Genomic DNA, 24,217 nt, shown 5'->3' with positions numbered 1-24,217 from the left:
ATATAAAAATATTTGATACATTAAAAGGTGATCTTGTAAAGTTTGAACCACTTGAAAAAGATCATGTAAGAATGTATGTTTGTGGCCCCACCATATATAATTTAATACATATTGGAAATGCCAGGCCCATGATAGTATTTGATGCATTTAGAAGATTCCTGGAATATGTTGGATATAAAGTAACAATGGTTCAAAATTTCACTGATATTGATGATAAAATAATAAACAAAGCTAATGAAGAAAATGTGCCTTTTGAAGAAATTGCAGAAAGGTATATTGTTGAATATTGGAAAGATTCATATTATTTGAGAATAAGACCAGCCAATTATCATCCAAAAACATCTAATTATGTATCGGAAATAATAGAATTTATAGAAGATTTAATAAATAAAGGATTTGCTTATGAATCAGAAGGGGACGTATATTTCAATGTATCTAAATTTAAAAATTATGGAGAATTATCACACCGAAATCCAGAGGATATGATTGCCGGTTCAAGAATAGAAATTTCAGAAAAAAAGAAAAATCCACTTGATTTTACTCTATGGAAACAGGCAAAAGAAGGGGAGCCATACTGGGAAAGTCCATGGGGAAATGGCAGACCGGGATGGCATATAGAATGTTCTGTAATGTCTAACTGTTTATTGGGAGATTCTTTTGATATACATGCAGGCGGTAATGATTTAATATTCCCTCATCATGAAAATGAAAAAGCTCAATCCGAAGCAAGACATGGAAAAACATTCGCCAGATATTGGATGCATAATGGAATGATCAGATTTTCTGGAGAAAAAATGTCAAAATCCATAGGAAATATATGGCTTGTCAGGGAATTAGTAAAGGCTTATGATCCAGATACAATTAAAACATTTATATTATCAAAACATTATAGAACACCACTTGACTTTACAGAAGAAGGGTTAAACGCACAGAAAAAATCTGTAAAAAGAGTAAATGAATCATTAAAAAGGGTAGAAGAAAAATACAATAATTATGTCCCATATATTCCGAAATCAAAATATATGAAAGAAAAAATTGATGAGTTCATAAATCATTTATCTATAGATTTTAATACACCAAAGGCTATTGCATTAATATTTGACTTAGTCAACGAATTAAATAAAGCATATGATGAAAATAATGAACAAAGATTATTGGAAACATATCATTTAATAAGAAATGAATTCGGACCTGTATTAGGTATATTTGAAATACCTACAAGTGTGGAAAAAAATTTAAAAACAGAAGAACTAATGAATTTATTAATTGATGTAAGAAATTCATTAAGAAAAGAGAAAAATTTTCAACTAAGTGATTATATAAGGGATGAATTAAAAAATATAGGTATAACATTAAAAGATACATCAGAAGGAACAAAATACACAATAGATTAAATTAAAATCAAAAATCTCCTGCTTTATGCAGGGGATTTTGTTTTTAGCCAAACAAAAAATTTATTGACTTTACAATTATTATATGTTATAATTCACTCAGTGAATGAAAAAAGTTTTCTGGAGGGATTAGTATGACATTGATGGAAAAAATAAAAAGCAAAAAAGCTAAAATAGGTGTTATTGGTCTTGGTTATGTAGGATTGCCTTTAGCTGTTGAAAAGGCAAAAGCAGGTTATAACGTTATTGGTTTTGATGTTCAAGAAAAAAAGGTTGAAATGGTAAATAAAGGTATCAACTACATTGGTGATGTTGTAAACGAAGAATTGGAAGACTTAGTAAAGAATAAAAAAATAATTGCAACTACAGATTTTGACAAAATTTCAGAATGTGATGCTGTTATGATCTGTGTTCCAACACCTCTTGATAAATTCAAACAACCAGATTTACAATATGTAGTTGCTTCCACAAAAGAGGTTGCTAAAAGATTGCATAAAGATATGCTCGTTACTCTTGAAAGCACAACATACCCAGGAACAACAGAGGAAGTAATGCTTCCAATTTTAGAAGAAACGGGTTTAAAGGTTGGAACAGATTTTTATCTTGCATTCTCACCAGAAAGGGTAGATCCCGGAAATTTAAGATTCAAAACTAAAAATACCCCAAAAGTTGTCGGCGGTGTAACTAAAGAATGCACTAAACACGCAAAAGCACTATATGAAAGTGTTTTAGAAGCTGAAGTTTTTGCGGTTTCAAGTCCTAAAGAAGCAGAAATGGCAAAAATTTTAGAAAATACATTTAGAATTGTAAATATTGCACTTATAAATGAAATGGCTGTTGTTGCAAAAAAATTGGGAATTAATATATGGGAAGTTATAGATGCAGCAGCAACAAAGCCATTTGGATTTATGCCTTTCTATCCAGGACCAGGAGTTGGCGGGCACTGTATTCCAATAGATCCATTTTATCTTACATATAAGGCAAGGGCTGTTGACTACCATACTAGATTAATCGAAATGGCGGGAGAAATAAATGACGCAATGCCTGAATATGTTGTTTCAAGACTTCAGGACATTTTAAATGATAGAAAAAAATGTTTAAATGGAGCAAAAGTATTGTTACTCGGTATTGCATATAAGAATGATATAGATGATTTAAGAGAATCTCCTGCTTTAAAGGTATTAGAGCATTTAGAAAAGAAACACGCTGATATTATTATTCATGATCCATACATTTCAGAATTTATACATGAAGGAAAAACATATAAAAGTGCAGAATTAACAAAGGAGTTATTGGAAAGTGTTGATGCTGTAGTATTGACTACCGCGCATTCGAATGTTGATTATGAATTTGTACTTGAATACGCTCCATTCTTATTTGACACAAAAAATAAAACAAAGAATATAATGAAAAATAAGGATAAGGTGATATTGTTATGATTCGACTTGCTTTAATTGGCTGCGGAAGAATTGCAACAAAAAAACATACAGAGGCTATAATAAAAAATAACGAATTATTTGAACTTGTTGCGGTTGTCGACCCTATTGTTGAAAAGGCGGAAAATATTGCTAATATTATTGAAAAAGCAGGATTGAAAAGACCAGAAGTTTATAACAATTACAAAGAAGTTTTAAAAAGAGAAGATATAGATATGGTATCAATAGCAACAGAAAGTGGATATCATTATCCGATATCGATAGATGCTATGAACAGTGGAAAACATGTGCTTGTTGAAAAACCAATGGCTCTTTCCACAAAAGAAATGGATCATATGATTGAACTTTCAAAAGAAAAAGGTTTAAAACTTGGCGTCTGTTTTCAGAATAGATTCAATCCACCCATACAGGAATTGAGAAAAAAAATCGAAAATGGAGAATTTGGAAAATTATTGCATGGGCAAATTTCAATAAGGTGGAATAGAAATAAATCATATTACAAACAGGCTCCATGGAGAGGTACATGGGAACTCGATGGTGGAACTTTAATGAATCAATGTACACATGGAATAGATTTATTACAATGGACATTTGGAGAAATAGAAGAAATTACAGGAAAAATTGAGAATTTTAATCATCCTTATATAGAAGCAGAAGACTTTGGAAGCGCTATAATAAAATTCAAAAATGGTGCAGTTGGAATCATCGAAGGCACAGCAAATGTATATCCAAAAAATCTGGAGGAAACATTGTCAGTCTTTGGTGAAAAAGGTACGGTTGTTATTGGAGGACTGGCAGTAAATAAAATCGAAACATGGAGATTCGAAAATGAGGATTCACATCCTTTCCAAAACTTACCAGATCCTGACACAGTATACGGAGCCGGTCACGTACCTCTTTACAAAGATTTTTATAATGCGATAGTTGATGACAGAAAACCGTATATCTCAGGTGAAGATGGGAAAAAAGCAGTTGAAATTGTATTAGCGATATATAAATCTGCAAAAGAAGGCAAACCTGTTAAATTCCCATTTGAATTTTCCACACTTGAAATGAAAAAATATTTTGGAAGGTGAAATTATGATTTCAGAATTTGCAGAAATTCATGATTCAGTTGAGTTAGGGCATAATATAGAAATTGAAGAAAATGTTGTAATAGAAGAAAAGGTAAAAATAGGAAATAATGTGGTTATAAAAAAAGATACAATTATAAAAAAAGGAAGCATTATTGCTGACAATAGCGTTCTTGGTAAAAAACCTTTTAAAGCTTCAAACTCTGCCGTTACACAGGAAAAAGAGCTTGAACCTCTGGTAATTGGTGAATACGTAACTATAGGGGCAAATTGTGTAATATATAGAGGAGCAAAATTAAATAACTTTGTCTTTGTTGGAGATTTAGCAAGTATAAGAGAAGAGGTTGAAATTGGGGAATATACAATTATCGGCAGAGGTGTTGCGGTTGAAAATCAAACAAAAATTGGTAAAAAAGTAAAAATAGAGACAAATGCATATATTACTGCATTATCAATAATAGAAGACTATTGCTTTGTTGCGCCTGAGGTTACTTTTACAAATGATAATTTTCTTGGAAGAACCGAGGAAAGAAAGAAATATTTTAAAGGTGCAATTTTAAGAAAAGGCGCAAGAATTGGAGCCAATTCCACTCTTTTGCCAGGAATTGAAATAGGTGAAGATGCACTTGTTGCTGCTGGCTCTGTTGTAACGAAAAATGTTCCAGCAAAAAAGATTGTAATTGGAAGTCCAGCGATGGTTTACAAGGATGTTCCACAAGATCAATTATTAGAAAATCAAAGTTACTATAAAAAGTTATAATGATAAACAAGAAGTGCCAGATTTTAATCTGGCACATATATAAATTATTTGCTTATAAATCAGTTTCCTACTTTCTTATTATCTTCCAATTATTTTTTTTTGCAATTCTTCTCAATCTAAAATCTGGAGATACACATATGGGATGCCCAACAACCTTTAACAACGGTAAATCTGAAATAGAATCGCTATAAAAATACGCATCTTCCATATTGAAATTATATTTCTGACATAGTTTTTTAGCTTCTTTTACCTTGTTTTCTTCATACATGTAAGTCCCGATTTCCCCAGTTATTTTTCCATTTTTTATAATAGTTTTAGTACAGATAAAATTATCAAATTTTAAATATTCTGCTACAGGTTTGACAATAGAATCTGGGGATGCTGATATTATAACAAGATAAGCATTATTTTTTTTATGGAATTCAATTTCTTTTTTCATGCTATTTCTGATATGGTATCTTCCTTCTTCCATAAACCATTGCCTTGCAAAACCAAAAGCCTCCTTAGCATCCTGCCCGGCATATTCTGCTGCAGCATTTCTTGTTATTTCCTCCATATCTTTTATTTCAAAACCCATTTTATAAAATATAGAAAATAATCCCATTTTATAATATTTCCATCGAGAAAATTTACCATATTTTATTTCATATTTATAATAAAGTTGAGGGCTATATTTATCCAGTAATGTTCTATCTAAATCAAAAAAAGCTACATATCTCTTCATATTAACCTCCTAAAAAATATATACATATTATACCATATTTCATACTTAATAACAATTTACCTAATTACAAATATTTTATATGCTGTTTAAAAAATCTCAAATGAAGCGAAGGCTCGAAGATTGCCCTTAAAATTATGAATGTAAGCCGTCAAAAAAAACAGGACGTTTTTTTGAGTGAAGCTTTTTCATGGATGAAAAATCTGAACGACGGCTGAGAATGAATAATTTTAAGGATAAGCAATCAAGCTGCCTGAGTGAATTTGACTTTTTAGACAGCGTAATCCGATTAACTATAATCGAAATCATAATATAATATACATATGATTATTCTGATATGTTTTATTATAAATTTTTATATCAACAATGCCATTTAAAATAAATTAATTGACTTTACAATAATAACATGTTATAATTCACTCAGTGAATGAAAAAGAGGTGATATGATGTTTAACTTTGAAGAATATATGTTTTTTAATCCTTCGCCAAATTTTAGAGAATTAATGATATTGCAGTTAATTTCACAGAATGAACATATTTCACAGGAAATGCTATCAAAAAGTGTTGGTATAGCTCCGTCCATGGTAAATAGATATTTGAAAGATTTTGAAGATAAAGATTATATCTTAAAAATTGGAGAAAATCGAAGAAATATGAATTATAAAATAACAGAAGAAGGGAAAAAAAGACTGCAATTTTTAACCGTTTCGTTTATAAACGAAGTTTCAAAAATCTATTCAGAAACAAAAAATTCATTCAAAAAAGTACTAGATAAAATTGAGAATATGGGGTATAAAAACATATTATTATACGGTGCTGGTGTGGTTGGTGGAATTGTATTAAAAGTTCTAACCGGTGAAAACATAAACGTAATAGGTTTTATTGATGATTCAATATCAAAACAGGGAGATAAATTGCATGGCATAAGTATATATTCGCCAGAAGAAGTAAAAGAACTAAAATATGATATGATTATTATTGCTTCATTCAGACACTCTGAAAGGATATTTGAAAACGCAAAAAAACATAAAATAAAAAATATTTATATTTTCAATATAGATGAAACGGGAAATGTATCTTTAGAGAAGGGGGAATAGAGAATGAATATACCTTTATTTGATATGACTAGACAATACGAAACAATGAGAGAAGAAATATTAAATACCTTGGATAGTATATTTAAAAGTGGAAAAGTCATTCTTGGCCCAAATGTAAAATCGCTTGAAGAAGAACTTGCAGAATATACAAACACAAAATATGCAATTGGTGTAGCAAATGGCTCTGATGCATTATTTTTAGCTGTCAAGGCATTAAATATTGGAAAAGGTGATTATGTAATAACAACGCCCTATACATTCTTTGCAACTGTAAGTTGTATTACAAGAAATGGTGCGAGACCAATATTTGTAGATGTGGAAGAAAAATACTATAATATGGATCTTGATAAAGTTGAAGAAATACTCAAAAATCATCCTGAAAAAGATAGAATAAAAGCCATTATCCCGGTACATTTATTTGGAAAAACAATAAATTTAGACAAACTTCATTATTTAAAAGAAAAATATGGAATTTACATAATTGAAGACGGCGCACAATCAATAGGATCAAAATGGAATAATAAAAATGGATTTTCCGTTGGAGATTTAAGTATTACTTCTTTCTTCCCCACTAAAAATCTTGGTGGATATGGTGATGGCGGTATGGTATTTACAAATAATGAATCTCTTGCAAATAGAATTAGAAAATTAAGGATTCATGGAGCAGCAAAAAAATATTATCATGATGAAGTTGGATTTAATTCAAGACTTGATGAAGTTCAGGCTGCGATATTAAGAATAAAGTTAAAACATCTCGATGAATACATAGAAAAAAGAATAAATATAGCCAAAAATTATGATGAGTTTTTCAAAAAATATGAACTAACGAAAGTAATAGATTATCCTGAAGTGTTTGAAGATAAGTCGCATGTATACCATCAATATGTAATTACATTAAAAACTGGCAATAGAGATGAATTAAGAAAATTTCTGACAGAAAAAGAAATAGGAACATCAATATATTATCCAAAAGGATTACATCAACAAAAATGTTTTGAATATCTTGGATACAAAGAAGGGGATTTTCCAATAACAGAAAAAGCCACAAAAACAACACTGGCACTTCCTATATTTCCTGAACTTACCATTGAAGAACAAGAATTTATAGTGAAATCAATAAAAAATTTTTTCAATATATAAATAAATCTCCTGCTTTAAGCAGGAGATTTATATTACTATTCAAATTTTGAAACCCTTTTAATAAATACATCTATTATATGCTTAAATTCTTCGAATTCGATTTTAGAATTTTTTAAAAATTCCAATCCATCTTTAGTTATTTTATATATTTTTTTTGATGGTCCACTCTCGGTAATATCCCAATCAGTTTTAACAAGCCCCATTTCTTCGAGTTTTGCCAATGTTCTATATAAGTTTCCCATTTGGCCTATTCCGTTTAAAATTACTCCAAAATCTGATAATTTATTTGCAATTTCATAGCCATGAACGGGATTTTCAGCAATTATTAAAAGAACAAAAGATTCAATCCAACCTCTTCTAAATCTTCCCTGACCTTTTCCAAATCCTGGCATATTTTCCCTCCTTAATATTCAAATGCACTTCCACCTATAAATTCTCTTAATACAGATATTCTTGGTATTTCGTGTATTGCGGGTAATGGCAAGAAATAATCCAGAAATCTTAACAATCTCTTTGCTTCAGTATATTCTGGTAATGTATTATCTATTTCCAGCAACAAAGATTCGGCAAACAATTTCAATATAGGTAATTCATATATTAAATAAGAATTAAACATAACATCAGCTTCTTCTTGGTATGGGAATATATTTTCTTCCTCTCCTTTTCTTACTTCAGGCCATAATTGTAAAGTTCTCAACGCTGTAGCTCCTCTAAAATTGTAGTCTCTTACTATTCTTCTTATTAATCGTGTATCAGTTGTCGGTATTCTGTTCATTTCATCTAAATTCATTTGAATTAAAGCACTAACATAAACTTTGAATTTCTGATCCCTTGGAATGCTTTCAGTTAATTTTTCATTCAATCCATGAATACCTTCAATAATTATAGGCTGTTTTTTTCCTACTTTTACTTTTTCCCCTGCCCATTCTCTTTTTCCAGTTATAAAATTATATTTTGGTAATCTAACTTCTTTTCCTTCTATTAAATCTTTTAAATTTTTATTTAATAAATCGATATCAAGAGCACGCAATGATTCAAGATCCTTCTTTCCATCAGAGGTTAATGGGATTTTTTCATAATCTATATAATAATCATCTAATGAAATTTGTAGTGGCTCTTTTCCATGAACCTTTAATTCCAAAGAAATTCTTTTAGCGCTTGTTGTTTTGCCTGAAGAAGATGGTCCGGCCAGACATATTAATCTGACATTTTTTCTTTTTATAATCTGATCAGCTATATTAGCATATTTTTTTTCATGTAATGCTTCAGAAATTCTTATTAATTCACCGCTTTTTTTTGCTCCTTTTGCTATTAGAGAATTTAATTCTCCTACACTTTTTATATTTAAAATATCCAGCCATTTTTTATACTCTATAAAAGTTGCTGATAATTTAGGTAATGGTTTAAAATCCGGAATCTTATCAGGGCTCATATTAGTTGGATGTAACAAAATAAACCCCTTTTCATATGATATTATATCAAATTTATCAATATATCCAGTAGATGGTGGCATGTATTCATAAAAATAATTTATATAATTTTCGCATTTATATACCTTTACTGTCGTTTTTTTTCTATATTTAAATAACAAAGCTTTATCGTATTCCTCAACCTCTTCGAAATATTTAATAGCATCAAATTTACTCAATGTAATTTTTTCAAAAAGAATATTTTCATTAATTATATCATTCATTGTACTTTTTAATTTCAATATATTTTTTTCAGTATTTTTCATACCGCTTATTTCAAAATATAAACCTGGTCCAATGGCATGATGAACAATTAATCTAGCTTTTTTATGCATACGTCTTAATGCTATATACATTATAAAAAGCAATGCTCGTCTATATATCCTCATTCCTTCATTCGATGTAATATCAACTGGACTTGCGAACCCATTATCATGAATTTTTTTCCAGAGTTCTTTAATTTCATTATTAAATTTTATAGCGAGTACTGTATGTTTGTTGTTTTTTTGAAGTTCATCAGCCACCTTAAAAAATTGCTCTCCTTTACTAACTTTGATTTCGCCAAATTCTGTATTAATAACATATCCCATTCTATCACCCCTAGAAAAAATTATATTATCATTAATATGTATAAATAAATTGAAGAAATTATTAATCCCAAAAAAGCCACCTTCATTCCCAATTTCATAAAATCTATAAATCGTATTTTTCTATCAAAATTACTTTCAATCATTCCAACTATAACCATGTTTGAAGCTGCACCGCTTATTGTTCCGTTTCCACCAAAGCTTGCGCCCAAAGCCAGAGCCCACCACAGTAATTCGCTATTATCAAAAGTACCTAATAAGGCTTTTATTATAGGAATAAATATGGTTACAACAGGGACTGCTCCCATAAAAGCAGACAGAATTCCTGCACCCCATAATACAGTTAAAAGTAATAAATATGGGTGTGAAATAAAATTATATATCAAAAATGTTACATCTTCTATAACATGAACATCTTCCAAGGCTTTTACTATGGCGAATAACCCTACAAAAAAGAATAACGTATCCCATTCAATCTCTCCAGATATTTCATCGAAATCTTTTTTTGAAATTAGTAGCATTATAGCTCCACCTGTTAAAGCAATTAATGCTGCTTCATAATCCAGATATTCATGTATAAAAAATCCCAATATTACTAAACCAAAAACCAAAATTCCTTTTTTTAATAAAATATGATCTGTTATAGCTTTTTTTGGATCTGCCTTTAAAAGAGTTTTTAATTGTTTTTTTTCTATACTTTTTAAATCTCGATTTATTGATAAAAAGTAAGCTATAGATATAACAAGAGAAATCGCAGCAGGTATAAACATGATTATTAAAAATTTAATAAAACTAACACCAGATGCACTACCGATTAATATATTTGGAGGATCGCCAATCATGGTTGCAGTTCCACCAATATTAGCGGAAAAAATCATCGGAAATAAGAATTTTTCTGGTTTTATTCCAATTTCCTGACATATGTATATTATTACTGGAGAGAACAAGATCAAAGTTGTTACATTATCCAAAAAACTGGAAAGAATGGCAACTGCAAGCATAGTAAAAATAAATATTGAAACAACACTTCCATTTGATTTTCTTACAATGTATATTGCTATAGCCTGAAAAAGGCCGGTTGTTTTTAATATACCAACAATAATCATCATCCCCAGAAGAATCCCAAGTGTGTTAAAATCTATAAAATCTCCAGCATTGGATATACGAAGATTTTCAGAAACCTTAACAAGGGATATGAGTAATCCCATACTAAAGGCAATAACCGCCTTATTTCCTTTTCCAAATATTATTAAATAATAAGTAAAGAAAAAAATTGATAAAGCTATGATTTTTAATAGCATAATTTCCCTCCGGATTTTTGTACTTTTATTATACTACTTAGATTTTAATCTTCCAAATAATAAAAGGACTGTTTTCACAGTCCTTTTACATAAAATCATTATTTAAGCATAATTTCTTCCCAATCTTCCAGCCATTTTTCCATATTTTTTTCTAATTCTTCAGAATTTAAAGTAACCACTTTTTCAGGAATAATTGCATAATTAAACGCTTCTGGCAGTTTTGTCTCTACAACTGGAAACATCCACTGATTTAAAGGAATATTTTTTTGGAATTCATCAAACAATAAAAACTCTATAAATCTTTTTGCCAGTTCTAAGTTTTTTGTTCCTTTAACAATACCTGCTCCTTCAATTTGAACATAAGCACCTTCTTCTGGAATAAATGCCTTATATTTTGTTGAATTATAATAATAATATGAAAATGCGCCATCAGTTGCATAACTTACCATCATTGGAGCTTCACCAGATTCAAATTTTGCAAAAGCTTCGCTCCAACCAGGTGTAACAGTTAAAATTGCGGGTTTTAGCCTTTTCCAAAAATCTTTCCAATGTTCTTTATAAACTGCAATAGTCCACAATAAAAATGCCTGTCCAGTGCTTGATGTCCTTGGATCCTGAATGATTAATTTTTTATTCAATTTAGTAATATCTTCAAAAGTTTTTGGTATTATTTCTAATTTTTCAGGATCATAAACAATAGCTATAGCTCCATAGTCATATGGAATCAAATGATATGTTTTATCATATATCAAATCAGAATTCTTGATTTTTACAATATTTATTGGTTTATATGGCAATATTAAATTTTCTTTTATAGCCAAAACGGACAATGATTGATCAAGCCCAATAACAACATCTGCTTTTGGTTTCTTTTTTTCAAGTTTTAATCTGGCAAGAACATTACCGCCATCACCAAGAACAACAATATTCACATTTACACCATACATATTTTCAAACTTTTGAATAACCTCTTTTTTTATCCAATCTAAACTGTCATAAACATATACTGTAAGCGTATTAGCCCAAACAATACTTAACATTAAAATACTAATTAAAATCAATAAAACCTTTTTCATAATCTACCTCCTTAAAAATTTTTTAATAAAAAATTTAATAAAAAAACGCCTTCCGGCTGGAAGGCGTAATTATTATTCCTTTTCCGCACTCCCTACGCCGGTATTACCCGGATCAGGTGCAGGGGTCTTAAGGCTTCCACCTTAATCTCAGCCCCGGTATAGGAGCTCCCCCGGCGGGTATTCAATAATATTATATCATTGTTCATAAAAAAAATCAATATACTTGAAAAGTTTTATATATTCGTTTCTTGTTATTTATAAGTTACAATATACTTATTTTTGCGTAAATTTCTTGACTAACCAGTCAGTCATTTTTTAATATATTTTTTTCTACTTTATTTGTGATTTTTATAACCTGATATAATGACAGTTCAATTTTATGACTTTATTTGTCATATTTGAAACGAAATGTAAAATGTAATATAATATAGTTGACTAACCAGTCAGTCATGTGAGGTGTTTTTATGGGGAATATAATTGACAAAAAGAAATCAATATATAAAGAACAAAAAAGAAAAAATATTGCAGAACATGCTCTGAATCTCATTATGAATAAGGGGCTTTCTCATTTTACAATGGATGATGTAGCGAAAGAAACAGGGGTTTCAAAAGGAACTTTATATCTTTATTTTGATAGCAAAGATTCTTTGATTATTGCTTCTTTTGGAATTCTGGTTGAAAGATTACAAAACTATCTAAAAAGTCTACTACCTAAAGAAATTCCTAAAAAAGAAAAGGCTAAAGCTATAATTAAATTATACTCTAAAATTATAAAAGAATTTCCTTCAGACGATCTTTTAAGGCTTTTCGAGATATTAATTAATTCCATTCATGATAAGAAAAGACTTAAAGAACTCGGAGATTTATTTCATGATTATTATACACAACTTTTTGATGTGTGGGCTGAATTTGTGCCAGATAAAACAACTGCTATTGTATTACAGGCAATGCTTGATGGTATAGGTATTTATAAATCTGTGGGGGTAGATTTTGAAGAAGAAAATTTAAGTGCATCTTTAGAATATATAATAGGAAAAATAATAACATAAAGGAGGGATTTTTATGAAAATCCTTGACAGCATGAAAACTATGATGATTAAACAGGCGTCGAAGTTAGTTACAAATGTTGTAAGAAATTCTGATGTTGAAGATCTTGCAAAATTGTTGAGAACACTTGCTAATTTTGCAAAAGAACCAGCAAAAAGTGGATTAAGAAAACTCGCAGAAGGTGCAGAGAATAAAGATCCCATGCTTGTTAATTGGTCAAAACTTTTTAAAAGGTCGAATCCAAAAGTTGTAGAAAAGGTAATTAATAATTTGATTATCAATGAGTTTGCGATTGGAGAAAAAGTTAGGCAGGAAAAAATGCATGAACATAAAGTCGTTTTACCAAAACTTGCAGTTATCAGTCCAACATATGCGTGTAATTTAAAATGTGTGGGATGTTATGCTGGTCTTTATGGGCATAAATACCAACTTTCTAAAGAAGAGCTATTTAGTGTTATAAGGCAATTTAATGAATTGGGAATATATTTCTTTGTAATTACCGGTGGCGAACCTTTTATTTATCCGCATTTATTTGATATGCTTGAAGAGTTCAACGACTCATATTTTATGGTTTATTCAAATGGAACATTAATAACAGAAGAAAAAGCAAAAAGATTAGCAGAGCTCGGAAATGCAACTTTATCTATTTCTGTTGAAGGTTTTGAAGAAATGACAGATTGGAGAAGAGGAAAAGGTGTATTTAAAAAAGTTTTAAAATCTTGGGAATTATTAACAAAATATGGGGTAATATATGGTGCATCAGTTACAGCAACAAGAAAAAATCATGATTTAATAATGAGTGATGATTTTTGGAATTTCTTAAAGGATAATAACGTAGCATATGTTTGGATTTATCAATTTATGCCAGTTGGCATGGATCCAACCATGGATCTTGTTCCTACTCCAGAACAAAGATATGAAAGATTTGAAGTAACAGAAAGAGAAAGATTAGGTGGAGATTTTGCATTTGTGGCAGATTTTTGGAATCATGGATTTTTAACACATGGATGTCTGGCTGCAGGATCAAAATATTTACACATAAACGCCAAGGGATATGCTGAACCATGCGTGTTCCAACAGTTTGCTGTTGATAACATCAGAGAAAAAACCATATTGGAAATCTTAAAATCTCCATTTTTTGAAGCTTATAAAAGAACTATACCATACTCTAACAATCTATTCAGACCATGTCCTATTATTGATAATCCAAAAGTGTTTAGATCTATGGTAAAAAAATTCAATGCCATTCCTCAACATCCAGGAAGTGAAAAGACAATTACTGAATTGGCACCTGAATTAGACAAATTGGCTGATGGTTGGAAAAGATATGCGGATAAATTATGGTATGAAAAGGGATACGCAGAAAAATATCCTTCAAAACGCGGAATATATAATTACGATGTAAGAATGAGACGTTATGCAAACAATGAAGAAAAACTTGCTCTTGATAAGAAAGGATAATAAAACTCCCCTTTTTGGGGAGTTTTATTGTTAATTTATTTTCTGTGGAAATCTAAGTTCTATTGTTGTTCCGAAATCAATTTTTGATTCAATATTAATTCTTCCTTTTAGTTTTTCTATTAATTTTTTTACAATAGCCAGTCCTAAACCACTTCCTGGTTTGTTTTTAGCCAATCTAACAAAAGGCTTAAATATATCTTCTAATTTATCTTCAGGCATACCAGGTCCGCTATCTTTTACTAAAATTATATATTCTTTTGTTTTTTCATCAAAATCAACATTTACATTTACATAACCTCTGTCTGTATATTTTATAGCATTTCCAACAATATTTACCAATATTTGTTTCATTTTTAAGGGGTCTGTTTCTATCATTTCGGGAATATTTTCTTTGAATTTAATATTTAGCTCAACTTCTGGCGATAGCTGGGGTTCTACAATGGATATAGATTCGTATATAAGAAATTTCAAATGAAGTTCAGTAATATTTAATTCTTCTTCTCTATTTAATTTATTAAATGTTGAAAGATCTGATATAAGTGAATTCATATGTTTCGAGCTCATATATATTCGTTTTACCAGATCGACGATTTCTTCTTTTGAAAGTTCATCTTTCCCTCTTAATATACTTTCAGCATATCCCAATATTGCAGTTAAAGGAGTTCTTACTTCATGAGTAATAAAACTTAAATAGATGCTATTTAATTCATTTGCATTTTTTTCTTCATCACGCAAAGATTTTAATGTTAAAAAAGTGGAAGCAAAACTTCCAAATATTTTTAAGGATTTTTTGGCTGTTTCACTAAACTTCTTAAGTTTAAAATTATCTATATATATATGACCTTTTACTTTTCCAGCAACCTTCAAGGGGTAAGCAAGAGTAATCATACTTTCATGTTTAGCATGTAATGTTTTTACTGTATCTTTAAATAATTTTGATGGACTATGAAATTCTTCAAATGATTTTATTTCTATAATATCAACAAAATCTATATATTTATATATATATGCGTCTTCAAGTGGAACCACTAGATTTTTAACAACATCATCATTGTAATTGTATCCAGCAACAGCCTTGTAAAGCGTATTGTCTATTAACCATATTGTTCCAGCTTCAGCTTCAGGAATGCTTTCAATAGCAACAGACAATAATTTTTTCATAAATTCTTTTTCATTTTCTTCCCCTGTAAATTTTGTAGATAACTCTGCCATTAACTCAAAATTGGATAAAATATCATTTTCACACTTCATCACCCTACCTCCATTTTTCTATTTCTTTACAATTATAACACATTTTTTTTTTCTGTCAAATACTAAATGAAAATTATTTCATATTTTTTGATAAGTATAAAAACAAATCTCCTGAACAAAGCAGGAGATTTGTTTTTCATATAATAATATTATTATATTACAGTTACTTTGGTTAATAGTTCTGGATTATCCAATAAAATACCAGCACCCTGTGCAACACACAATTGAGGATTTTCTGCTACGACAGTTTTTACGCCCGTTTTTTCTTCAAATAATTGTGCTAAACCTCTTAAATTTGATGTTCCACCGGCTAAATATATACCGTTTTTCAATATGTCTGCTGATAATTCTGGAGGAGTATGTTCTAAAACAGACTTTGTTTTTTGAATTATTTCATTCAAAACACCTTCAATGGCTTCAAATATATCATCAGAATTTATAACTCTTGAAGAAGGCATTCCACTTGCAATATCCTGACCTCTAACTTCCATTTCAAGAGTTTCAATATCTTTATGGGCCTTTCCAATTTCTTTTTTCAAGAATTCAGCCGTGGCTTCACCTATTAAAAATTTATATTTTCTTTTTATATATTTTATTATTTCTATATCCATAGCTTCTCCAGCTAATTTAATAGATTCTGAAATAACGCTTCCGCTTAAACTAATAACAGCAATATCAGTAGTTCCGCCTCCAAGATCAACAATTAAATGACCGTTCGGTTTTGTTATATCAAGACCAATGCCAATTGCCGCAATAATAGGTTCTAAAACAAGATAAGCTTTGTTAGCACCAACTTTTTCCGCAGCATCTTTTACCGCTCTTCTTTCTACATCTGTAGTTCGAGCTGGAATACCTATCACAAGTGTCGGTTTAGAAGGTAAAAAACCAGATTTTGCCTGCTTTATGAAATATCTTAATAATTGTTCTATTAATGAAGGGTATGCAATTACGCCATCCTGCATAGGATGTACTATTTCAACTCCGTATGGGGTTTTTCCTACCATCGCTTTGGCTTCATTGCCAAAAGCATTTATTGTATTTGTTAATTTATCAACTGCGACAACGGAAGGTTCGTTTATTATTACGCCTTCACCTTTTTTATATACAATGAAGGTAGCTGTACCCAAATCTATACCTAAGTCATGTTTAGCCATATTTTTTCCTCCTAAACTATATTTTCATAAATAATTATACAGTATTTTATTCTAAAAAACAATAATAAAAAATAATAATATTATTGATTTTGTATAATGTTTTTCCATGTTGTTTCAATCCAATTTTGAAACTCATCATAGAAAGAAAGTGCTTTATAATCATCATAATAACCATTGGGATTTGTAGTAAATATATCTTCAAACATAATTCCAATACCGCTATATTCTGGATAGTTTATACCATCAATTCTTACTACGGAATTTATAATTGCTGGATTAATATAATCAGCTAAATATTCTCCATTGTTTAATATTAAATTATTGATATCAATCATATTTGTAGGTTCTGAAACATAGTTATTCCCATCGTTTTTATATAATACGTAATTAGTATTTATGTTATTTGTTTTTTGTATCTTATCCCATGAAAAATAATTTAAATTAACCGCTGATAAACTTAATCTATCAAGATGGTATTCAACGGTATAGTAATAATTATATTGTTCTATAATTTTATATACCAGTGATTCCTTTAAATTATCCTCATCTAAATCATGAAAAAAATTATAGTAAAAACCAAGTCCGGCTATTGAATATACAGAGCCTATAAAATAATCAACTAAATCTTTAAATTCATACATAATTTCTATACTCATCATATTACAGGCATCAAATGCAAGAATATCAATTTTTGTGCTATATTTTTTATCATAATATTGAATTACAGATTTAATATCTTTAATTTTTAATACTTTATTTGATGTATCATCTTGAATAATAGCTTTAGGCTGTATATTTATACTTTTTCGCGCTTCCCAGGCCCAGCCATTACCATGATCCCATAAATCCAAAATTTTTATTGTTTTGTTATTTTTAACTGATAATATATCTAAGAATTTAAACATTGTACTTGTTGATGCTGAACTGAGTTCAGCTGAAAAGTCAAGTTTATCTGGAGTATACACATATTCAAAATAATTACCTCTAAAATTCGATATAAATATAATTTCATCATTCTTTGCATATCTATCACTTAAAATATTTATTACAATATTTATATTTGACTTTTTTATTGATTTTCTTATTTCAGATATATCAAGATCAAAAAAATAGTCATTTTCTCCAGTTATAGGATCATTATATTTACTGTCAAGACTATTGTCTGCACCACCATATAACAAAAATTGGATATCGGGCTCTATTTTTTTTAATATATTTATATACTCTCTATTTTTATAGAATTCAGTAATTTTTACGGTTACATCATTATGCAAAATTAAATTTGTTTTTAGTTCATAAATTATATCTCCATTATAAGAATAAATCAAGTTTTCTCTATCGAATATTTCAACCTTAATTACAGGTCTTGAAAATTCGAGAATAAGAGGCATTCCTTCTAAGTATTCAAAAGTTAATAAAGGACTTTGCTTTTGAAATGAAATACAGGATGTAAGTGTTGATAATATAATTAATATAATAATTATAGTAAAAATTTTTATATTTTTCATAATATCACCTTTATAAATTATGGCGGCATTAAGCCGCCATTTATTTATGAAGCGTATGCAACGCTTCTTTTTTCTCTAATAACTGTAACTTTGATTACTCCAGGATATTCCATTGTTTCTTCTATTTGAGTTGATATATCTCTTGCTAATTTATCTGCTAGCGCATCGTCAATTTTATCAGGTTGTACAATAACTCTTAATTCTCGGCCTGCCTGAATGGCATAAGCTTTATCTACATGCCTGAAACTTTTTGCTATTTCTTCGAGTTGTTCGATTCTTCTAATATAATTTTCAAGAGTTTCTCTTCTTGCACCAGGGCGTGCTGCTGATACAGCATCAGCTGCTCCAACAATTACAGCTTCAGGTGTCATTGGATCAACTTCATTATGGTGATATTGTATAGCATTAACAACTTCTAATTTTTCGTTATATCTTTTTGCCAATTGACCTCCGACTATTGCATGAGAACCTTCTACTTCATGGTCTATAGCTTTACCAATATCATGTAATAATGCTGCTCTTTTTGCCAGCTCTACGTTTAATCCCAATTCTGCAGCCATTAACCCTGCAAAATTAGCAACTTCAATGGAATGTTCCAATACATCCTGACCATAACTTGTTCTGAATTTCAATCTTCCCAGTAATTTTATCAATTCAGGGTGTAAAGGTTTAATACCTACACGCATAACCGCTTCTTTTCCAGCCTCTTTAATAATATCTTCTAATTCTTTTTTTGTTTTTTCATATACTTCTTCTATTCTGGCAGGATGAATTCTTCCATCAGCAACTAATGCTTCTAAAGTTCTCTTTGCTATTTCTCTTCTTAAAGGGTTAAACCCTGAAATAACAACCACTTCGGGGGTATCATCTATTATTAAATCGCATCCTGTCATTTTCTCAAATGCCCGTATATTTCGCCCTTCTCTTCCTATGATTCTTCCTTTCATATCATCAGTTGGTAATGCAACAGTAGATGTTGTTATTTCTGAAGTAACATCAGATGCATATCTTTGAACTGCTATACTCACAACCCATTGAGCATGCTTTTTTGCATCTTCTTCATATTCATCTTTAAGAGCTTTGTATTTTTGAGCTAACTCCAATTCATATTTTTCTTTTGCTTCATTTAAAACTCTTTCTCTTGCTTCTTCCATAGTTAAATTTGCAATTTCATATACTTTATTTTCTAATTCCTCTTTTAATCTTAATGTTTCATCTTTTTCTTTATCCAGTTTGTTTTTTAATTCTTCAAGATTCTGTTCTTTTCTGTCGATCATTTCTTCTCTTCTGATTAATCTTTCTTCCATGGATTTTAATTCTTCTTTTTCAAGTTTCAATTCTCTGTTGAATTCTTCTTTCATCTTTTGTATTTCTTCTTTGCTTTCAATAAGTGCTGATTTTACAATGTTGTCAGCTTCTTTTTGCGCATTTCTCAATATTTCATCTTTTTCTCTTTTTGCTATTTCTATTTCCATTTTTAATTGTTCTTTTTCTGATTTTAATTTTTCAATGAATTCTTTATTTCCTTTTTCTAATCCTTTATTCAACCCTGTTTTATATAAAACTCCTGACATAATTGCTAAAATTATTATTACAGCTATATATAAAACTTCCATCATTGTTCACCTCCAAGTTCATCTAATACCTCTTCAACCAGATAAATCTCAAAACCTCTTTTAAAAAGGTATTCTTTAATTCTTTTTTTATCTTTTTTTTGAGACAATATTATATTACGAATTATTTCTTTTATATTTATTTCTTCTAAAACTTTATCAATAGCATTTTCAATAATATTCTCGTTAATATAAAATTTGTTTAAAAGTTCCATTTTTATAATATAAGGTCCTTTTTTGTTTATGGTGAGTTTATCATATGTATATAAATACGCAAATAATTCATCATCCAGTAACTTATATTTTTTGAGTTTAGAAACAACATTATTGACGACGATTTCGTCAAAACCTTTTTCGAGTAATCTCTGTTTCATTTCATATTCAGATCTGTTTCTATATTTCAATAAACTGATTGCACTTTTTTGTGCGGCATCTTCATCAAAAGGATCAATTTTCTTCTTTTTCTTCATTTTGTGCCTCATTATTATTTTTTATTTTTTCTTTTAAATCATCAGGTATGACAAGCCCCAGTTTTTCCCTGATTCTGTATTCGATTTCTACCAAGAGATGGGAATTGTTTTTCAAATAATCAAGAGCTTTTATTTTTCCCTGTCCAAGACTGATTTCATTTTCTTTTAAATCTGTATAAGAAAACCATGCTCCGCTTCTTTTTACGATGTCATTTGCAACGGCTAAATTAAATATATCATTTTCTTTTGCCAATCCCTGACCATAAATCATATCTACTTTAACTTCTTTAAATGGAGGAGCAACTTTGTTTTTAACAACTTTAATATTTATTTCGTTACCATATGCATCCTTTCCTTCCCTTAATGTTGTGCCTTTTCTTACTTCCATTCTTATTGTAGAATAAAATTTTAGCGCAACACCACCGGCTGTTGTTTCGGGGTTTCCATAAACGACTCCTATTTTCATACGTGTTTGATTAATAAAGATGATTATGGTTTTTGATTTATTTACACTACCAGCCAACTTTCTCAAAGCCTGAGACATGAGTCTGGCCTGAAGTCCCATATGAGAATCCCCCATGTTTCCTTCTATTTCAGCTCTTGGAACCAATGCCGCTACTGAGTCCACTACAACTAAGTCTACAATATTAGATCTTACAATACTATCTACAATTTCTAATGCCTGTTCTCCAAAATCCGGTTGAGATAGTATCAAAGTATCAGGATTAACTCCTAATTTTTTTGCATATTCGAGGTCAAGCGCATGTTCTGCATCAATAAATGCAGCAATTCCACCTCTCTTTTGCACCTCCGCTATTGAATGTAATGCAAGCGTGGTTTTTCCACTTGATTCATTTCCGTATATTTCTATAATTCTACCTCTTGGATAACCACCCACACCTAAAGCTACATCTACAGAAAGAACACCACTTGGAACTATATCAAGTTTCCTTTCTTCTTCCAGACCTTTTCCTAAAATCATTATTGAACCTTCACCATAATTTTTTTCTAATTCTTTTACCAATTTATCAAGCATTTCCTCTTTATTTACAGGTTCTTTTTTTGCAGGTTTTTTAGCCATTAATAATCATTCCTCCCTCAAAATCAATAGTGTACAACTTTTTGTATATTGGCCCATTTCTTGTTAAAGTCGATGAATATATATGAACAGCATGTACAGGTATAATCACTTTTTCAACATCTAAAACTTTAATGAGTTTTTCCCAGAATTCTGGAGCTTTCTTTACTCTTCCAACTGTTAAATGCGGTTGAAAATTGCTATCTAAAACCTGAATATTTGATAATTTCAATGACTTTATAACTTCATTATGAAGTTGTTTTAATGTATTTCCACCTTCAACACCCAGCCAGATAACCCTTGGAAAATTTTTGTTTTTAAAATATCCTATTTTGTTTAAACTAAATGCAAATGTAGGGAAACCCATAATTCTTTCTTCCATCCTTTTGGCTACTTCTGTAATTTTAGTAATATGCGTATCTCCCATGAAATATAATGTCAAATGCATATTTTCTGGTTTTGTCCAATTTCCCTTAAAACCCATTCGTTCAAGCTTTAAGATAGTATCTCTTAAAATGTCCCTTACGCTTTGATTTACATCAAGTGCAATAAATGTTCGAAGGCTTTTATTTTTATTATTCATTTTACTCCCCCTCAAGATAGACTAAATTCTTTATTAAATAGTTATATCCAGAAAATAAAGAAAAAAACACAGTTAGAATAATTAGAATAGAGTTTAATATGCTTAAAAAAGGCCAGATGGCAGTTAGATAAAGAGAGGCTATTAGAATTGTCTGTGAAAAGGTTTTAAATTTCCCCCATTTATCAGCAGCAATAACAATATTTTTGTTTGCTAAAAACATTCTTAAACCGCTAATGAAAATATCTCTTGTTATAATAATCGCAACAAACCATCCAGGTAATTTCTGTATTTCTAAAAATACTATAAATAATGCATTAATTAAAATTTTATCAGCTATCTGATCCATAAATTTTCCAAAGTCACTAACAAGATTAAATTTTCTGGCAATATATCCATCCAGCAGATCAGTTAAAGAAACTAAAATATATATGAAGAAAGCTATTATGTATAATTTTTCATTATAGGTAATAATAAATAAAGGTATTGTTGCTAAAATTCGTATAAAAGTCAAAATATTTGGAATTGTCCATATGTTCATATCGCAACCCCTTCTAAATCGTATTCTGAGCTATTTAAGATTTTAACAACCACAAAATCTCCAATATTTAAATTTCTTTCGGACTTAAAAAACACATTTCCATCAATTTCAGGAGCATCTAAATATGCTCTACCTATATATACATTATTTTCTTTTTCTTCAATTAAAACTTTCAATTGTTTACCTATAAATCTTTCTAATTTTTCTGTTGAAATTTCTTTTTGCAATTCCATTAACTTTTCAAATCTTTTTTCTTTTGTTTTTTCATCAATTTTTTCTGGTAATAGGTGAGATGGAGTGCCTTCTTCATCAAAATACATGAATGCTCCGAGTTTGTCAAATTCTATTTCATCTATAAATGATAATAATTTTTCAAAATCGTCATCTGTTTCGCCAGGAAATCCTGCAATTAATGTTGTTCTAATTATAGCCTCTGGATTATTTCTAATTCTAAAAATTAAATTTTTTAATTCATCACTTTTTTTGATTCTACCCATTAATTTTAATATTTTGTCTGAACCATGTTGTATAGGGATATCAAAATACGGTATTACTTTATCCAACGTATTTATTGATTCTATAATTTCATTATTAATAAAATCTGGGTGTAAATACATGACTCTTATCCAGAAATCTCCTTCAATTGAATTCAAATCTTTTAATAAATCTGGTAACGCCTGTTTTTTATATAAATCAATACCATATAACGTATTATCTTGAGAAACAAGTATTATTTCTTTTATGCCATTTTTTATTAAAAATTCTGCTTCTTTTTTTATATCTTTTATATCTCTGCTTACAGGTTCTCCTTTAAAATATGGTATGGAACAAAATGCGCATTTTCTGTTGCACCCATCTGCAATTTTAATGTAAGCATATGGAGTATCCGGGATTCTACGGTAATCACATTTATATACATCATATGGCTTTGGTAATTTTAAATAAAAATTACCATTTTCAATAGATTCAACAATTTTCTCTGGTGGCACGACACCTATTAAACCATCAACTTCTGTTAATTCTTTTTTTAGTTCATCGTAATATCTTTCAATTAAACATCCAATTGGTATTATCTTCATATCTGGATTTTTTTCTTTTAAAGAAACTATATTAAATATTTCATTTATAGATTCTTTTTTCGCAGGTTCAATAAAACCACATGTATCAACAATTGAATAATCCGCTTCTTCTGGATTATTGGTTAAAAGATATCCCTTTTTTAAAAAAATACCCTTTAAAATATCCATATCTGCCTCGTTTTTGGGGCAGCCTAATGTTAAAATATATACTTTTTCTTTCATAATATCCTCCTAATTTTATTCTAAATATTATTATAACATATTTTTCTAATTTCATTGATATTTAATGATTACAAATAAAGAAAATTTAACATTAAATAAACCAGCAAATCTAATTTGCTGGTTTATAAAACGTATTTATAATAGTATTTTTAATAATACTTT

At 29.5% G+C, this 24,217-nt stretch carries 22 protein-coding genes and 1 riboswitch; of the genes, 8 read left to right on the top strand and 14 right to left on the bottom strand.

Annotated elements, in window-relative coordinates; genetic code table 11:
- Window positions 1–2 precede the first annotated feature (2 nt).
- The 4 genes from cysS (at window position 3) to X274_RS10115 (ending at window position 4,660) form a co-directional block, all read left to right on the top strand.
- On the top strand, window positions 3–1,394 hold the full coding sequence (gene cysS / locus X274_RS10130; RefSeq protein WP_047266749.1) for a cysteine--tRNA ligase: 1,392 nt from the start codon (window positions 3–5) through the stop codon (window positions 1,392–1,394).
- 131 nt (window positions 1,395–1,525) lie between these two features.
- Window positions 1,526–2,830, top strand: a complete 1,305-nt coding sequence (locus X274_RS10125) for a nucleotide sugar dehydrogenase (RefSeq protein WP_047266713.1) — start codon at window positions 1,526–1,528, stop codon at window positions 2,828–2,830.
- Window positions 2,827–3,903, top strand: a complete 1,077-nt coding sequence (locus tag X274_RS10120; protein ID WP_047266712.1) for a Gfo/Idh/MocA family protein — start codon at window positions 2,827–2,829, stop codon at window positions 3,901–3,903. The genes X274_RS10125 and X274_RS10120 overlap by 4 nt, the downstream gene beginning before the upstream one ends.
- Before the next feature lie 4 nt (window positions 3,904–3,907).
- Complete coding sequence (locus tag X274_RS10115; protein ID WP_047266711.1) at window positions 3,908–4,660, top strand: N-acetyltransferase; 753 nt, start codon at window positions 3,908–3,910, stop codon at window positions 4,658–4,660.
- 67 nt (window positions 4,661–4,727) lie between these two features.
- Here X274_RS10115 and X274_RS11700 read toward each other — a convergent pair whose 3' ends face one another.
- Window positions 4,728–5,384 (bottom strand): HAD family hydrolase, encoded by a 657-nt coding sequence (locus X274_RS11700; protein ID WP_052913292.1) that lies wholly within the window; start codon window positions 5,382–5,384, stop codon window positions 4,728–4,730.
- A 443-nt stretch (window positions 5,385–5,827) separates the two neighbouring features.
- Between X274_RS11700 and X274_RS10105 the strand changes: the two genes are divergently transcribed.
- Window positions 5,828–6,478 carry a winged helix-turn-helix transcriptional regulator gene (locus X274_RS10105; protein WP_047266710.1) on the top strand — a complete coding sequence of 217 codons (651 nt, stop codon included), beginning with the start codon at window positions 5,828–5,830 and terminating at the stop codon, window positions 6,476–6,478.
- A gap of 3 nt (window positions 6,479–6,481) precedes the next feature.
- The gene (locus tag X274_RS10100; protein WP_047266709.1) at window positions 6,482–7,618 is read left to right on the top strand and encodes a DegT/DnrJ/EryC1/StrS family aminotransferase; all 1,137 of its coding nucleotides are present in this window, start codon (window positions 6,482–6,484) and stop codon (window positions 7,616–7,618) included.
- Between the two features lie 35 nt (window positions 7,619–7,653).
- On the opposite strand, the gene X274_RS10095 is transcribed toward X274_RS10100, so the two are convergent.
- The 4 genes from X274_RS10095 to X274_RS10080 form a co-directional block, all read right to left on the bottom strand.
- The gene (locus X274_RS10095) at window positions 7,654–8,010 is read right to left on the bottom strand and encodes a PadR family transcriptional regulator (RefSeq protein WP_047266708.1); all 357 of its coding nucleotides are present in this window, start codon (window positions 8,008–8,010) and stop codon (window positions 7,654–7,656) included.
- A gap of 11 nt (window positions 8,011–8,021) precedes the next feature.
- Complete coding sequence (locus X274_RS10090) at window positions 8,022–9,677, bottom strand: nucleoside kinase (protein WP_047266707.1); 1,656 nt, start codon at window positions 9,675–9,677, stop codon at window positions 8,022–8,024.
- A gap of 20 nt (window positions 9,678–9,697) precedes the next feature.
- Window positions 9,698–10,975, bottom strand: coding sequence for an SLC13 family permease (locus tag X274_RS10085; protein WP_047266706.1), 1,278 nt, complete (start codon window positions 10,973–10,975; stop codon window positions 9,698–9,700).
- A gap of 98 nt (window positions 10,976–11,073) precedes the next feature.
- The gene (locus X274_RS10080; RefSeq protein WP_047266705.1) at window positions 11,074–12,051 is read right to left on the bottom strand and encodes a thiamine ABC transporter substrate-binding protein; all 978 of its coding nucleotides are present in this window, start codon (window positions 12,049–12,051) and stop codon (window positions 11,074–11,076) included.
- A gap of 71 nt (window positions 12,052–12,122) precedes the next feature.
- A riboswitch (TPP riboswitch) is annotated at window positions 12,123–12,233 on the bottom strand.
- Between the two features lie 282 nt (window positions 12,234–12,515).
- Here X274_RS10080 and X274_RS11695 point away from each other — a divergent pair.
- Both X274_RS11695 and X274_RS10070 read left to right on the top strand, forming a co-directional pair.
- The gene (locus tag X274_RS11695; protein ID WP_052913291.1) at window positions 12,516–13,100 is read left to right on the top strand and encodes a TetR/AcrR family transcriptional regulator; all 585 of its coding nucleotides are present in this window, start codon (window positions 12,516–12,518) and stop codon (window positions 13,098–13,100) included.
- A 13-nt stretch (window positions 13,101–13,113) separates the two neighbouring features.
- Window positions 13,114–14,559, top strand: coding sequence for a radical SAM protein (locus tag X274_RS10070; protein WP_047266704.1), 1,446 nt, complete (start codon window positions 13,114–13,116; stop codon window positions 14,557–14,559).
- A gap of 30 nt (window positions 14,560–14,589) precedes the next feature.
- Here the strand turns inward: X274_RS10070 and X274_RS10065 are convergent, their stop codons facing one another.
- The 9 genes from X274_RS10065 to rimO all read right to left on the bottom strand — a co-directional run bounded on the left by X274_RS10065 (window position 14,590) and on the right by rimO (window position 24,055).
- Complete coding sequence (locus tag X274_RS10065) at window positions 14,590–15,810, bottom strand: sensor histidine kinase (RefSeq protein WP_047266703.1); 1,221 nt, start codon at window positions 15,808–15,810, stop codon at window positions 14,590–14,592.
- Between the two features lie 152 nt (window positions 15,811–15,962).
- On the bottom strand, window positions 15,963–16,964 hold the full coding sequence (locus tag X274_RS10060; RefSeq protein ID WP_047266702.1) for a rod shape-determining protein: 1,002 nt from the start codon (window positions 16,962–16,964) through the stop codon (window positions 15,963–15,965).
- Between the two features lie 80 nt (window positions 16,965–17,044).
- Window positions 17,045–18,472, bottom strand: a complete 1,428-nt coding sequence (locus X274_RS10055; RefSeq protein ID WP_047266701.1) for a clostripain-related cysteine peptidase — start codon at window positions 18,470–18,472, stop codon at window positions 17,045–17,047.
- A gap of 44 nt (window positions 18,473–18,516) precedes the next feature.
- On the bottom strand, window positions 18,517–20,091 hold the full coding sequence (gene rny, locus X274_RS10050) for a ribonuclease Y (RefSeq protein ID WP_156166198.1): 1,575 nt from the start codon (window positions 20,089–20,091) through the stop codon (window positions 18,517–18,519).
- The gene (locus X274_RS10045; protein WP_047266700.1) at window positions 20,088–20,555 is read right to left on the bottom strand and encodes a regulatory protein RecX; all 468 of its coding nucleotides are present in this window, start codon (window positions 20,553–20,555) and stop codon (window positions 20,088–20,090) included. The genes rny and X274_RS10045 overlap by 4 nt, the downstream gene beginning before the upstream one ends.
- Window positions 20,533–21,636: a recombinase RecA gene (gene recA, locus X274_RS10040; protein ID WP_047266699.1), complete on the bottom strand. Its 1,104-nt coding sequence runs from the start codon at window positions 21,634–21,636 to the stop codon at window positions 20,533–20,535. The genes X274_RS10045 and recA overlap by 23 nt, the downstream gene beginning before the upstream one ends.
- The gene (gene thpR / locus X274_RS10035) at window positions 21,629–22,216 is read right to left on the bottom strand and encodes an RNA 2',3'-cyclic phosphodiesterase (RefSeq protein ID WP_047266698.1); all 588 of its coding nucleotides are present in this window, start codon (window positions 22,214–22,216) and stop codon (window positions 21,629–21,631) included. Before thpR ends, recA begins: the two co-directional genes overlap by 8 nt.
- Window position 22,217: 1 nt before the next feature.
- Window positions 22,218–22,754 carry a CDP-diacylglycerol--glycerol-3-phosphate 3-phosphatidyltransferase gene (gene pgsA / locus X274_RS10030; RefSeq protein ID WP_047266697.1) on the bottom strand — a complete coding sequence of 179 codons (537 nt, stop codon included), beginning with the start codon at window positions 22,752–22,754 and terminating at the stop codon, window positions 22,218–22,220.
- A complete protein-coding gene (rimO, locus tag X274_RS10025; RefSeq protein ID WP_047266696.1) occupies window positions 22,751–24,055 on the bottom strand; it encodes a 30S ribosomal protein S12 methylthiotransferase RimO in 1,305 nt (434 codons plus the stop codon). Before rimO ends, pgsA begins: the two co-directional genes overlap by 4 nt.
- Between the last annotated feature and the right edge of the window lie 162 nt (window positions 24,056–24,217).

The organism is Marinitoga sp. 1155, from assembly GCF_001021175.1.
GTDB lineage: Bacteria > Thermotogota > Thermotogae > Petrotogales > Petrotogaceae > Marinitoga.
This window is presented reverse-complemented; position numbering and strand designations above follow the sequence as displayed.

What these genes read in the sequence shown, in the direction of transcription:
- X274_RS10115 (WP_047266711.1), top strand. Translation starts at nt 3,908, where the DNA reads ATGATTTCAGAATTTGCAGAAATTCATGATTCAGTTGAGTTAGGGCAT.
- X274_RS10120 (WP_047266712.1), top strand. Translation starts at nt 2,827, where the DNA reads ATGATTCGACTTGCTTTAATTGGCTGCGGAAGAATTGCAACAAAAAAA.
- rimO (WP_047266696.1), bottom strand. Translation starts at nt 24,055, where the DNA reads ATGAAAGAAAAAGTATATATTTTAACATTAGGCTGCCCCAAAAACGAG.
- X274_RS10060 (WP_047266702.1), bottom strand. Translation starts at nt 16,964, where the DNA reads ATGGCTAAACATGACTTAGGTATAGATTTGGGTACAGCTACCTTCATT.
- X274_RS10045 (WP_047266700.1), bottom strand. Translation starts at nt 20,555, where the DNA reads ATGAAGAAAAAGAAGAAAATTGATCCTTTTGATGAAGATGCCGCACAA.
- X274_RS10105 (WP_047266710.1), top strand. Translation starts at nt 5,828, where the DNA reads ATGTTTAACTTTGAAGAATATATGTTTTTTAATCCTTCGCCAAATTTT.
- X274_RS10095 (WP_047266708.1), bottom strand. Translation starts at nt 8,010, where the DNA reads ATGCCAGGATTTGGAAAAGGTCAGGGAAGATTTAGAAGAGGTTGGATT.
- X274_RS10100 (WP_047266709.1), top strand. Translation starts at nt 6,482, where the DNA reads ATGAATATACCTTTATTTGATATGACTAGACAATACGAAACAATGAGA.
- X274_RS10125 (WP_047266713.1), top strand. Translation starts at nt 1,526, where the DNA reads ATGACATTGATGGAAAAAATAAAAAGCAAAAAAGCTAAAATAGGTGTT.
- pgsA (WP_047266697.1), bottom strand. Translation starts at nt 22,754, where the DNA reads ATGAACATATGGACAATTCCAAATATTTTGACTTTTATACGAATTTTA.
- recA (WP_047266699.1), bottom strand. Translation starts at nt 21,636, where the DNA reads ATGGCTAAAAAACCTGCAAAAAAAGAACCTGTAAATAAAGAGGAAATG.
- rny (WP_156166198.1), bottom strand. Translation starts at nt 20,091, where the DNA reads ATGATGGAAGTTTTATATATAGCTGTAATAATAATTTTAGCAATTATG.
- X274_RS10065 (WP_047266703.1), bottom strand. Translation starts at nt 15,810, where the DNA reads ATGAAGTGTGAAAATGATATTTTATCCAATTTTGAGTTAATGGCAGAG.
- X274_RS10055 (WP_047266701.1), bottom strand. Translation starts at nt 18,472, where the DNA reads ATGAAAAATATAAAAATTTTTACTATAATTATTATATTAATTATATTA.
- X274_RS11700 (WP_052913292.1), bottom strand. Translation starts at nt 5,384, where the DNA reads ATGAAGAGATATGTAGCTTTTTTTGATTTAGATAGAACATTACTGGAT.
- X274_RS11695 (WP_052913291.1), top strand. Translation starts at nt 12,516, where the DNA reads ATGGGGAATATAATTGACAAAAAGAAATCAATATATAAAGAACAAAAA.
- thpR (WP_047266698.1), bottom strand. Translation starts at nt 22,216, where the DNA reads ATGAATAATAAAAATAAAAGCCTTCGAACATTTATTGCACTTGATGTA.
- X274_RS10085 (WP_047266706.1), bottom strand. Translation starts at nt 10,975, where the DNA reads ATGCTATTAAAAATCATAGCTTTATCAATTTTTTTCTTTACTTATTAT.
- X274_RS10080 (WP_047266705.1), bottom strand. Translation starts at nt 12,051, where the DNA reads ATGAAAAAGGTTTTATTGATTTTAATTAGTATTTTAATGTTAAGTATT.
- X274_RS10070 (WP_047266704.1), top strand. Translation starts at nt 13,114, where the DNA reads ATGAAAATCCTTGACAGCATGAAAACTATGATGATTAAACAGGCGTCG.
- X274_RS10090 (WP_047266707.1), bottom strand. Translation starts at nt 9,677, where the DNA reads ATGGGATATGTTATTAATACAGAATTTGGCGAAATCAAAGTTAGTAAA.